This is a genomic window from Xanthomonas sp. D-36-1 (assembly GCF_017746155.1).
Lineage (GTDB): Bacteria > Pseudomonadota > Gammaproteobacteria > Xanthomonadales > Xanthomonadaceae > Xanthomonas > Xanthomonas cissicola.
The window spans coordinates 38121-49496 of sequence record NZ_JAGHWR010000057.1 but is presented as its reverse complement, the minus strand read 5'-3'; the positions used below and the strand labels follow the sequence as shown (position 1 = coordinate 49496).

Sequence of the window (11376 nt, the reverse complement as noted above, 5' to 3'; positions counted from 1 at the left end):
TGTCGGGCCTTTCCTACCGTACTGTCGGGAATTTCCCGATGTGCGAACCCGGTCACATCGCTCACTATGCTGAACGCCAGTCGCAGTATCCCTTTGGTCCTACTCCCCAAGAGGCCAAATCCCCAGGGAGCTCATGCTGTCGGGGCTCTGAGCAAGCCTACTACTGGCGTTATTCCGCCCCGGGCGTCTTGTACGTCCGGGGTTTTTCTTTTGGGTCGCGCTGTCCGGACGATCACGGCGAGAAAGCAGCGCGACCAGAGGCCGCGCCTGGCCGAGACTGGGCCTTGCGCCGTGCGTCCCCTACCGACTCAGCGTCCGAGCGCCTTGCTGATGCGCTCCAGCACTTCGTCCAGCGAACCCACGCCATCCACGCGCGCCAACTTGCCGCGCTGCTCGTAGAAGCCGATCACCGGTGCAGTGGAATCGGTGTAGACCTGCAGACGCTTGCGCACCGATTCCGGGTTGTCGTCTTCGCGGCCTTCGGCCTTGGCACGACCGGCGATGCGCTCGACCAGCAACTCGCTGGCCACATCCAGCTGCACCACGGCATCCAGCGGCTGACCGATCTTGCCGAGCAATTCGTCCAGCGCATTGGCCTGGGCCACGTTGCGCGGGTAGCCATCCAGGATGAAACCCTTGGCCACATCGGCCTGGCCAAGGCGCGCCTCGAGCATGCCGAGCAGGATGTCGTCGGACACCAGGTCGCCGCGTGCCATCACTTCCTTGGCCTTCAATCCCAGCGGCGAGCCAGCGGCCACTTCGGCGCGCAACAGGTCGCCGGTGGAAATATGCGGAATGTCAAACGTGTCTTTGAGACGTGTCGCCTGGGTGCCCTTGCCCGAACCGGGCGGTCCCAACAGAACCAATCGCATCAGTGGACTCCACTTTCGAATAAAAACGCGTTGCGGTGGGCGGCGTTAGACTCACGTCTTCGCCGGCGCTGACCGTATGGCCGTGCAGCTTACCGCATCCGGGGAATGTCCCGGCACTGTCCCCCTGCGCCATGTCCATGTGAGGAGTCCGTCCCCCTATGACCACTGGCAACCTGCTCTATGCCCAATCAGGCGGCGTCACCGCCGTCATCAACGCCACCGCAGCCGGCGTCATCGCCGAAGCACGCGCACGCAAGATCAAGGTATTGGCCGCACGCAACGGCATCCTGGGCGCCTTGCGCGAGGAGTTGATCGACACATCCAAAGAGTCCGCCGCCGCCATTGCCGCCCTGGCGCAGACGCCCGGCGGTGCATTCGGCTCGTGCCGCTACAAGCTCAAATCGCTGGAAGAAGACAGCGCCCAGTACGAACGTCTGCTCGACGTGCTGCGCGCGCACGACGTCCGCTGGTTCCTCTACAACGGCGGCAACGACTCGGCCGACACCGCGTGGAAGGTCTCGCAACTCGCAAAGGCCTATGGTTACCCGCTGCACTGCATCGGCGTGCCAAAGACCATCGACAACGATCTGGCGGTGACCGACACCTGCCCCGGCTTCGGCTCGGCGGCCAAGTACACCGCCGTCTCGGTACGCGAGGCCGCACTGGATGTCGCCGCCATGGCCGACACCTCCACCAAGGTCTTCATCTATGAGGCGATGGGCCGTCATGCCGGTTGGCTGGCCGCAGCGGCAGGCCTGGCCGGGCAAGGCCCGGATGACGCCCCGCAGATCATCCTGCTGCCCGAACGCGCCTACGACCAGGCTGCATTCCTGGCCAAGGTGAAACAGGTGGTGGAGAAGGTCGGCTGGTGCGTGGTGGTGGCCAGCGAGGGCATCCAGGACGCACACGGCAAGTTCGTTGCCGATGCCGGCGGCGCGGCCGACTCGTTCGGCCATGCACAGCTCGGCGGCGTGGCCTCGTTCCTGGCCGCACAGGTCAAGCAGGAGCTCGGCTACAAGGTGCACTGGACGCTACCGGATTACCTGCAGCGCTCCGCGCGCCATCTTGCATCGAAGACAGACTGGGAACAGGCGCAAGCGGTCGGCAAGGCCGCCGTGCAATACGCGATCAAAGGCATGAACGCGGTGATCCCGGTGATCGAACGCGTCAGCGACGCACCATACCGCTGGAAGATCGTGCCCGCCCCCCTGCACAAGGTGGCCAATCACGAAAAGAAGATGCCGCCCAGCTTCCTGCGCAAGGACGGCTTTGGCATCACCGAACGCGCCCGCCGCTACTTCGCCCCGTTGATCAAGGGCGAAGCCCCGCTGGCTTACGGCAGCGATGGCCTGCCGAAGTATGTGAGTTTGAAGAATGTCGCGGTGGCGAAGAAGTTGCCGGTTTGGGAGGGGTAAGATCGACGCCGCGTGGGATGCACAGCGATGCTCAATTCTCCGCTGAGGTGGCGGCACATCGGGCAACTCATGCACGTGGGTTGCGCCCTGACGAAAGTTGGCGCTGAGGACGTCGGTCATTACGACAGGTGATGAAAGCGCGTTGTCTAGGCGTCTGTCGAAGTAATTGATACACCTGTGCATGCGCTGAAAGCGAACTCCGGACTGGCCGGGGTTCGTCGTTATGGATGCAGAGCAAAGTCTCGACTTACTGACACGCCTTGCCTTCCAGCGTCATCTGCGCAGCGAACATGGGCACCTGTGGAATCTTGCCGGCAGCGGCTTGCTGCTTGGCGTCTTCCAGATAGATGCGCGACTGGCCCTGGCCATCGAGTTGTGGTTTTGCGTCGGCCGGCTTGCGCCACACGCGCACGACCGCCTGCTGCGACGGGCACGCTGCGCTTGGTACACGGATCACATCGTTGAAGATCCAGCCCGAGGCGACGCTGGGCGCGGTCTTGGCGAAATCCACGAAGCGTGCACGTGGCTGGCAGGTGGGGCTGCTGCGCACCACCGACAATGTATACGGCTGTGCAGCATTTCCGGTAAACACGCCTTCCAGGCGTGCGCAGGCTTCCGGGATCTGACGCAAAGTGTGCACGGCACCGACCGCTTGCGCGGCGCCGGGTGCGCGCGGCTTGAGTTCGGGCGTGGGATCGGCCGCAAACGCTTGGCTCGTCAGCAACAGCGTCGCGAGCATCGCGGCGTATTTTTGCGCAGCATGGTGGGACATGGACACTCCTGGTCGACCGAATCACGTTGGCTGCAGGCTGTCACGCCGCAACTGAACGACGCGCCAAAGCCATAACGCTGGTCGCCACGCAGGGCGCGGCGCATACTCGGCCGCGATCCGGCCATCTGAACATTCGCGACGCGCATTACGGCCCAGGCGGCCGTCGAGTCCGTATTCGTCAGTCCACTCGTTGTGTGCATCGCCCTTGGTTCGTCCCGACCGGACGACATCCATTCTCTTGGGAGGGGTCATGCTGGAACACTACGGGTTGTGGCTTGCGCTGGGTTGCGCGGTCTTGGCAATCGTCTATGGAATCGTGTCGGCGCGCTGGGTGGTCGCGCAGTCGAGCGGCAATGCACGCATGCAGGAGATCGCCGCCGCGATCCAGGAAGGCGCGCGTGCCTATCTCAACCGGCAATACCTCACCATTTCGGTTGCTGGGGCAGTGCTGTTCGTGTTGGTCGGGCTGTTCCTGAGTTGGTACACCGCGATCGGGTTTGCACTGGGTGCGGCATTGTCCGGGTTAGCCGGCTATATCGGCATGAACGTGTCGGTACGCGCCAATGTACGCACCGCCGAGGCGGCGCGGCATGGCATTGGCAAGGCGATGGATGTGGCGTTCCGTGGCGGGGCGATCACCGGCATGCTGGTGGTCGGCCTGGGGCTGCTCGGCGTTGCGGGCTACTTTGCTGTGCTGCAAGGCATGGGGCTGCCACTGGAGCAGAACCTGCATGCCTTGGTGGGCCTGGCGTTCGGGTCGTCGTTGATCTCGATCTTTGCGCGCCTGGGTGGCGGAATTTTCACCAAGGGCGCAGATGTGGGCGCCGATCTTGTCGGCAAGGTCGAGGCCGGCATTCCCGAGGACGATCCACGCAACCCGGCGGTGATTGCGGACAATGTCGGCGACAACGTGGGCGACTGCGCCGGCATGGCGGCCGACCTGTTCGAAACCTACGCGGTCACCGTGATCGCCACCATGCTGCTCGGCAGTCTGACGCTGGCCGACACCGGCCCGCATGCCGTGCTCTATCCATTGGTGCTCGGCGGGGTATCGATCATCGCCTCGATCGTGGGCGCGGCCTTCGTCAAGGTCAAAGACGGCGGCTCGATCATGGGTGCGCTTTATAAAGGCGTCATCGTGTCGGGCGTGCTGGCGGCGTTGGCTTACTGGCCCATCACCCAATCGCTGATGCGCGACAACATCCACGGCGCCACGGCGTTGTACGCCTGCGCACTGATCGGCCTGGTGCTCACCGGCCTGATCGTGTGGATCACCGAGTACTACACCGGCACGCAGTACACCCCGGTGCAGCATGTTGCATCGGCCAGCACCACCGGGCACGGCACCAACATCATCGCAGGGCTCGGTATTTCGATGAAATCTACCGCGTTGCCGGTGATCGCGGTCTGTGCAGCAATCTGGGGGGCGTTCCATTTCGGCGGCTTGTACGGCATTGCGATTGCAGCGACGGCCATGTTGTCGATGGCCGGCATGATCGTTGCGCTGGACGCGTATGGGCCGATTACCGATAACGCCGGCGGCATCGCCGAGATGGCCGAGCTCCCCCCCGAGGTCCGCAACATTACCGATCCGCTGGACGCGGTGGGCAACACCACCAAGGCAGTGACCAAGGGCTACGCGATCGGATCGGCGGCGCTGGCTGCGTTGGTGCTGTTTGCCGACTACACGCACAACCTGCAGGCGGCCAATCCCGACCAGGTGTACGCCTTCGATCTATCCGACCACACGGTGATCATCGGGCTGCTGATTGGCGGGCTGATTCCGTATCTGTTCGGCGCGATGGCGATGGAAGCGGTCGGCCGCGCCGCCGGCGCCGTGGTGGAAGAAGTGCGCCGTCAGTTCCGCGAGCTTCCCGGCATCATGGCCGGCACCGCCAAGCCGCAGTACGACCGCGCGGTCGATATGCTGACCCGCTCGGCGATTGGCGAAATGATCGTGCCGTCGCTGCTGCCGGTGGTGGTTCCGATCATTGTGGGGTTGCTACTGGGGCCGCGTGCACTGGGTGGCTTGTTGATCGGCACGATTGTCACTGGCTTGTTCCTGGCGATTTCGATGACCACTGGCGGCGGCGCCTGGGACAACGCCAAGAAATACATCGAGGACGGCCACTTCGGCGGGAAAGGCAGCGAGGCGCACAAGGCTGCGATTACCGGCGACACGGTCGGTGACCCGTACAAGGACACCGCGGGGCCGGCGATCAACCCGTTGATCAAGATCATCAACATCGTGGCCTTATTGCTCGTGCCCCTGCTGTAACGCTGCGATGACCGCAGGTCGCGTGACCTGCGGTCGTGACGACGGAAGCAGCCGACCAACCAGTCGCGGCAGGTCACGCGGAAAGTGGCAACGCTGCGGCCCAGGGACCAGGCACATAAGGGCACGGCCGACCCGCTCATCTGCTCACCAGCTCAGGATCGGCAGCACGCCGGCGCCGGCTGGCGGCGACCATCGTCGATATGAAATCGTCGATACGAAGATGGCACCCCCAGGTGGAAGGGGCTGGCCCGTGTTGGCAAGCCCCCGTCCCGCCCTGACCAACGATCACAGGCAGCCGATCAAGCCGTCATAGATCGGCGGTGCGCCGCCCGGCAGTGGCTGGAACAGCGGATTGGCCACCGCAAGCGTGCGATACATCTCATCCAGGCGGGTCCCGGCCTTCAACGGTGCCGTGCAGCGCCACACCCGACTGTCCGACCGCAGGTAACCGCTGCGCGGATCGACGCTGACCTCACTGGCGCCGAAGGTCCAGATGCAGCTCCGCACCACCCCGGTGACGCGATGCACCGAGCAGCGGAAGCGCAGCGGCTGGTAGTCGCTGAAGTCGCCACCGCAAAAGGTATCGCCGCAGATATTGTCGAAGTCGCGGTCCAGCCGCTGCTCCAGGTCGATGAACGCCTCCCAGCCCTCGCCATTGGCGGGCCAGTCCACCGCGTCCACAAAGGTGGGTGGAGGCTTGGCGGCGGCGATCTGGGCGGTAAGGGACAGCAGCAGGAGAACGAGCAAACGCGCAAGCCTGGACATTGGCAATTCCTATGCGGTGGATGAGCCTGCAGCGTGCGCCGCCGGCCGGGCCGCAACGATCAGGCAGCCACCCGTGATGAACGCGGGCTATGCCGCACGCAGTGGTCAGGACATTGCCCATTCAGTGTCGCTGCAGCGCAACAGCCGAACGCGTAGAATCGCGCTCCACACACTGCTGACGCCTCGGAGCTACCCGCATGGGCCTTGAACTGGTCACCTCTGGCAAGAATCTGCCGGAAGAAATCAACGTCGTCATCGAGATCCCCAAGGATTCCGAGCCGGTCAAGTACGAAGTCGACAAGGCCAGCGGGGCGATCTTCGTGGACCGCATCCTGTCGACCCCGATGCGTTACCCCTGCAACTATGGCTACGTGCCCAACACCCTGTGCGGCGATGGCGACCCGGCCGACGTGCTGGTGGTGCTGCCGTTGCCACTGGTGCCGGGCTCGGTGGTGCGCTGCCGTCCGGTGGGCGTGCTGCGCATGAGCGACGAGGCCGGCAGCGACGAAAAGATCCTGGCCGTGCCGATCGAGAAGATCTTCTCCGGTTACGCGCACATCGAAGACATCAACCAGGTATCCAGCCACTGGATGGAGCGTATCGGCCACTTCTTCCAGCATTACAAGGACTTGGAGAAGGGCAAGTGGGTCAAGCTGGATGGCTGGGGCGGCGCGGCCGAGGCCAAGCGCATCCTGACCGAGTCGGTGGAACGCTACAATTCCGACGCACCCTAATCCATCGATCATGATGCTGCCCTGCGTGTTGGGGGCGACCGGGATCACGCTTCTGGCGTGATCCCGGTGACCGCAGTCGGCAGATTGGGTACATTGCCGAAAGCGTTTGGCCGGTGTCTGTCACCGGTGACTTCTGGGGAAGTGTCTTGCGTATTCTGTTTGTTGGGGACGAAGCCAGTCTTCCGTCCGACCTTGTCGACTATGTCGCCGACCTGGGCGACCAGTGGCAGGCGCAGCAGGTGGCCGATGGCAATTCGGCGATCGAAGCTGCCGCGCTGTCGCCGTTCGACGCCGTCATCGTTGCCCCGGTGCTGCCGGACCTGACTGCCGCCACCTTGCTGGGGCAAATCCGCACGCTGCGCCCGGACACCATTCGTATTGCGTTGATCGATGCGCAATGCGGCCAGCGCACGCCGCCGGCCCGCATCATCGGCGTGGCGCATCGCTTCTTGCCGATGCCGCTGGCACCCGAAGTGCTGCTCGAAGCGGTCACCAGCCTGGAAGAACTGCGCGAGCTGCTCAGCAATCCGCGCCTGCGCGCGGCGATCGGGCGGATCGAAAAGCTGCCCTCGCCTCCGCATTTGTACCTGAGCCTGATGCATGCGCTGGAAGAGGACGATGGCGCCGATGCGGCCGATATCGCCAAGCTGATCGCCGGCGACCCGGCGATCGCGGCGAAAGTGCTGCAATTGTGCAATTCGGCGTTTTTTTCAGGTGGCCGCAGCATTACCGATCTGCGCACGGCGGTGACCCGCCTGGGCGTGGCGACGCTGCGCGACCTGGTGCTGGCCAGCGAAGTGTTTTCGGTCCAGACGCTCACACCGGCCGAGCGCAATGCGATGCAGCGCCGCGCCCTGCTCTCCTCGCGCCTGGCGGCCAAGGTGCTTCCGCCGACCAGCGCAGAACTCGGTTCCACCGCCGCACTGCTGGCCGACATCGGCCTGCTGCTGCCGGGCGTGCGCGACGAGCGCGAACCACCGGCCGAAGGCGGCGACGAACGCCTGGGTCACACCGAAGCCGGCGCCTACCTGCTTGGCCTGTGGGGCTTGCCGATGCCCATCATCGAAGCGGTGGCCTTCCATCGCCATCCGCTGCGTTCCAGCATGCGCAGCTTCTGGGTCACCGGCGCAGTGCATGTCGCCACGGCATTGGCCAGCGGCGAAAGCGTGGACGAAGAGTACCTGACCAAGGTCGGCGTCATCGCGCGCCTGCCAAGCTGGCGCGAACAGGCCGACACGTTGCTGGGGCTTACCGAAGCGTAAGTTAGTCGCATGCGGCATGCCTGAAAAAAAACGCGGCCAAGGCCGCGTTTTTTATGCCGTTTCTTCCTGCATGGAGCCGTTACGCCAGGGCCGCGCATTGCAAACCTTGGCCTGGGTGACGACGACCCTCACCCGACGCGCACCGCAGGTGCGCTCACGCGCTGTGGAAGCTGCACGGCAATAAGGACGGCAGTTCTCCCAAGCCGCATCGCTCGGCAACCTTCACCTCCTGCGCGCGCTCTTCGCGGGAGTGCCGCACCGCTTGAGTAGCGCAGCGATTACCCTGCATCTAAATCACCGCGTCGCACGCGCAGCTTCCTCATCGCATCAGCGCATTGCACATAAAAAAGACGGGCCTTGCGGCCCGTCTTCTATTTACTACGCGCGTCGATGGATCAGAAGCGCTGGGTGTACTTCATGTACACGAAACGACCGATTTCGAAGCCGCCGTAGTAGGCGAAGCTGCTGTTCGGTGCCGAGTACTGCAGCGGACCGCGGTGATCGAACACATTGTTCGCGCCGAGTGCGACCGTTGCGTCCCACGGCGCCTTCCAGTTGACCTGCAGGTCGTGGAAGGTGTTGGCGCCGGTGTGACGCAGCGGGTCGGACTCGCCATTGGCGACATGGTCCGGCGCATCGCAATAGCCTTCGGCCAGCGTGATGCAGCTTTCCTTCATGCCCGAGTAGTAACGCAGGGTGTAGTTGACGCCGAAATCACCCAGCGACCAGTTCACGCCAACGTTCGAACGCACGCGGAAGATGCCCGGCTCGCCGACGCGACCAATCATGATGGCGTTGCCCGCGCTGTCCTGGCCGGCTTCGTCGTACTTGCTGACGTAGCTGGTCTGCCAGTCGAAGGTGAAGGAACCGATGGCCGTTTCCGGCAGGCTGTACTTCACACCCAGGTCGTAGCCTTCGGTTTCCATCTGACCGAGGTTGGCCACGCCGTAGCTCATCGCCGAGATATGACCATCGGCTGCGCGTGTGACATTTGCGCAACGTTCTGCATTGCCGAGCACATAGCAGTCGCGCAGGATGCGGTCGACGCTATCGGCGATGATCATGTCGTTGATCTCGTAGCGGTACCAATCCAGCGAGATGTCCAGACCCTGCACCCAACGCGGGCTCCAGACCAGACCGGCGGTCTTGCTCGTGGAGGTTTCCGGCTTCAGGTTCGGGTTGGCGCCGCTGATGAATTCATCAGGCGTCTGGCACGGATAGGTCGTGCAAGGCACGAAGCCCTGACCGAGCTGGGTGTAGCCGAGCGGAACATTGGCATTGTTGCAAGCCGCGTTGCCGTTGACGCTGTTCGGGGCGCCGACGCCGCAAGGATCGATGTAAGACTCGAAGCTGCTGCTCAGGCCACCATACAGGTCGCTGATGGTCGGCGCACGGAAACCTTCTGCATACGTCGCACGCACCAGCAGGTCTTCCAGCGGACGCCAGGTCAGGCCGAACTTCGAGTTCAGCGTGTTACCGAAGTTGCTGTAGTCCGAATAACGCGTTGCGGCGTTGAAGGTCAGTTCCTTGGCGAAAGCGACATCGCTCAGGAGCGGAACATTCAATTCGAGGTAGACCTCGTCCAGCGAGTACTGGCCCTGCGTGGTCTTGGCACCCAGGCCGGTGCTTTCGCCCGACTGCGCAAACGCATCCGGAGAGAAGCGACCTTCTTCCTTGCGATGTTCATAGCCCACCGCAACGCCCAGATCGCCAGCCGGCAGCTCAACCACCGAACCGGACAGGTTTGCGGTGAAGCTGGTGGTCTTGGTCAGGCCGGTATCGGTGAAGGTCGGAAACAGGAATTCCTGCAGCGCCGGGTCGGCAAGCGAGCCCTGACCTGCAACGTTGTACGGCAGCAGCGGATTCCAAGGACGGCAGGCCGACAACGAGATCGGGTCTGCAGCGGTACCGCACTGCGCAACGCCCTGGCCGTTGATGAAGGACGGGCCCAGTGCCTGACGCGACGCGATGAGGCTCATGTCGCCACGGCTGCGCTTGGTGTTCTCGTTGCGGTTCCACAACGCACCCACGTCCCAGTCCCAGGTCTTGCCGCCGATGTCGAAGTAGCCACTCAAGGTCGGCGCGAAGCGCAGGGTCTTGAGCTGGTTTTCGCTGGCGCGCGGCACTTCCCACAGACGGCGACGGAAGTCGACATCCTGGCCGATCGGATTAAACGCGCTGCTGCCTTCCAGCGGAGTGCCGAACGAACCGGACTGATACGGGTAGCCCGCGATCTGTCCATCGGTCGTGCGCTCGTTGTAGGCAATATCGGCGTTGAAGGTGATGGCATCGGCAACGTCGTAGTTGACGTTGGCGAACACCGACTTCCGCTCGATACCGGTCTGCACCATCATCTGCTGGTTCGAGTTGGCGTACTCGGCCGGCGTGATGCGGTGATAGTCGGCCGGGTTGTTCGGGTTGCCGCCGGCATTGAGCGTCTGCCACACCGCGGTATCCGGATCATCGCAGTCGACCTGCAGCGGATTGCACCACGAACCGTTCTGGCTGATCGGGCTCCAGCTGTTCGGGGTCGAGTTGGGACCACGCGAACCATCGCGGCTGAACCAACGGTTCTTGGCGAACACCGGGTCCTGCTTGGAATATTCGGCAGACAGCGTCACGCCACCGCGCTCGCCCTGCGAGCCAACAGTGAAGGAGTACTGCGTGGTGTCGCCGTCGCCCTGGCCGAACTGGCCGAACTGCACGCTGGCTTCAGCGCCGTCGAAACGCTTGCGGGTGATGACGTTGACCACACCGGCGATTGCGTCTGAGCCGTAGATGGACGAGGCGCCGTCCTTCAGCACTTCGATACGTTCGATTGCCGACATCGGAATCTGGCTGAGATCCTGCAGACCGGAGGTCGATGCACCCAGACGCTTACCGTTCACCAGCACCAACGTACGCTGCGCGCCGAGATTGCGCAGGTCGACGTAGTAACCGCCAACGTCTTCGCCGGACGATAGCGCGTCAGCGCGCGAGATGGCCGGGGAGCCGGCGGAGGTCAGGTTCTGCAGCACGTCGGCAACAGACGTCAGGCCCTGCTTTTCCAACGCTTGACGGTCAAGCGTCAGGATCGGCTGCTGCGTCTCGACGTCCGCGCTGCGGATGCGCGAGCCGGTGATCTCGATACGGTCAAGCGTGGTGGTCGACTCTTGTGCGGCGGCAAAAGCCGGCGTCAACGCGATCGCAATACCGGCGGGCAACAGGCCCAGCCGCACTGCGGAAGTGCGAAGGTTCATCAATCTCTCCAGGGTTCGTTAGTGGCGCGTTAAGCGCCC

General features: G+C 63.7%; 8 protein-coding genes. 4 read left to right on the top strand and 4 right to left on the bottom strand.

What is annotated here, in order from left to right; all coding sequences use genetic code 11:
- Positions 1 to 308: 308 nt before the first annotated feature.
- Positions 309 to 872 (bottom strand): adenylate kinase, encoded by a 564-nt coding sequence (locus tag J7367_RS15525; protein WP_003483308.1) that lies wholly within the window; start codon positions 870 to 872, stop codon positions 309 to 311.
- Positions 873 to 1030: 158 nt separating this feature from the next.
- Here J7367_RS15525 and J7367_RS15520 point away from each other — a divergent pair, with 158 nt between their 5' ends.
- A complete protein-coding gene (locus tag J7367_RS15520) occupies positions 1031 to 2287 on the top strand; it encodes a 6-phosphofructokinase (RefSeq protein ID WP_057661098.1) in 1257 nt (418 codons plus the stop codon).
- A 247-nt stretch (positions 2288 to 2534) separates the two neighbouring features.
- On the opposite strand, the gene J7367_RS15515 is transcribed toward J7367_RS15520, so the two are convergent.
- Positions 2535 to 3059: a hypothetical protein gene (locus J7367_RS15515; protein WP_007972791.1), complete on the bottom strand. Its 525-nt coding sequence runs from the start codon at positions 3057 to 3059 to the stop codon at positions 2535 to 2537.
- A 250-nt stretch (positions 3060 to 3309) separates the two neighbouring features.
- Between J7367_RS15515 and J7367_RS15510 the strand changes: the two genes are divergently transcribed.
- On the top strand, positions 3310 to 5337 hold the full coding sequence (locus J7367_RS15510) for a sodium-translocating pyrophosphatase (protein ID WP_057661099.1): 2028 nt from the start codon (positions 3310 to 3312) through the stop codon (positions 5335 to 5337).
- Between the two features lie 285 nt (positions 5338 to 5622).
- Here J7367_RS15510 and J7367_RS15505 read toward each other — a convergent pair whose 3' ends face one another.
- Positions 5623 to 6102 (bottom strand): hypothetical protein, encoded by a 480-nt coding sequence (locus tag J7367_RS15505; RefSeq protein ID WP_209028951.1) that lies wholly within the window; start codon positions 6100 to 6102, stop codon positions 5623 to 5625.
- A 197-nt stretch (positions 6103 to 6299) separates the two neighbouring features.
- On the opposite strand from J7367_RS15505, the gene ppa reads away from it, so the two are divergent.
- Together ppa and J7367_RS15495 are read left to right on the top strand one after the other, a co-directional pair.
- On the top strand, positions 6300 to 6836 hold the full coding sequence (ppa, locus tag J7367_RS15500; protein WP_057661102.1) for an inorganic diphosphatase: 537 nt from the start codon (positions 6300 to 6302) through the stop codon (positions 6834 to 6836).
- Positions 6837 to 6949: 113 nt separating this feature from the next.
- Positions 6950 to 8098 carry an HDOD domain-containing protein gene (locus J7367_RS15495; protein WP_057661104.1) on the top strand — a complete coding sequence of 383 codons (1149 nt, stop codon included), beginning with the start codon at positions 6950 to 6952 and terminating at the stop codon, positions 8096 to 8098.
- Positions 8099 to 8493: 395 nt separating this feature from the next.
- Here J7367_RS15495 and J7367_RS15490 read toward each other — a convergent pair whose 3' ends face one another.
- Complete coding sequence (locus J7367_RS15490; RefSeq protein ID WP_057661106.1) at positions 8494 to 11337, bottom strand: TonB-dependent receptor; 2844 nt, start codon at positions 11335 to 11337, stop codon at positions 8494 to 8496.
- Between the last annotated feature and the right edge of the window lie 39 nt (positions 11338 to 11376).

Bases quoted from the DNA above. Each gene is read 5' to 3' on its own strand.
- J7367_RS15520 (WP_057661098.1), top strand. From the start codon at position 1,031: ATGACCACTGGCAACCTGCTCTATGCCCAATCAGGCGGCGTCACCGCC.
- J7367_RS15510 (WP_057661099.1), top strand. From the start codon at position 3,310: ATGCTGGAACACTACGGGTTGTGGCTTGCGCTGGGTTGCGCGGTCTTG.
- J7367_RS15525 (WP_003483308.1), bottom strand. From the start codon at position 872: ATGCGATTGGTTCTGTTGGGACCGCCCGGTTCGGGCAAGGGCACCCAG.
- J7367_RS15505 (WP_209028951.1), bottom strand. From the start codon at position 6,102: ATGTCCAGGCTTGCGCGTTTGCTCGTTCTCCTGCTGCTGTCCCTTACC.
- J7367_RS15490 (WP_057661106.1), bottom strand. From the start codon at position 11,337: ATGAACCTTCGCACTTCCGCAGTGCGGCTGGGCCTGTTGCCCGCCGGT.
- ppa (WP_057661102.1), top strand. From the start codon at position 6,300: ATGGGCCTTGAACTGGTCACCTCTGGCAAGAATCTGCCGGAAGAAATC.
- J7367_RS15515 (WP_007972791.1), bottom strand. From the start codon at position 3,059: ATGTCCCACCATGCTGCGCAAAAATACGCCGCGATGCTCGCGACGCTG.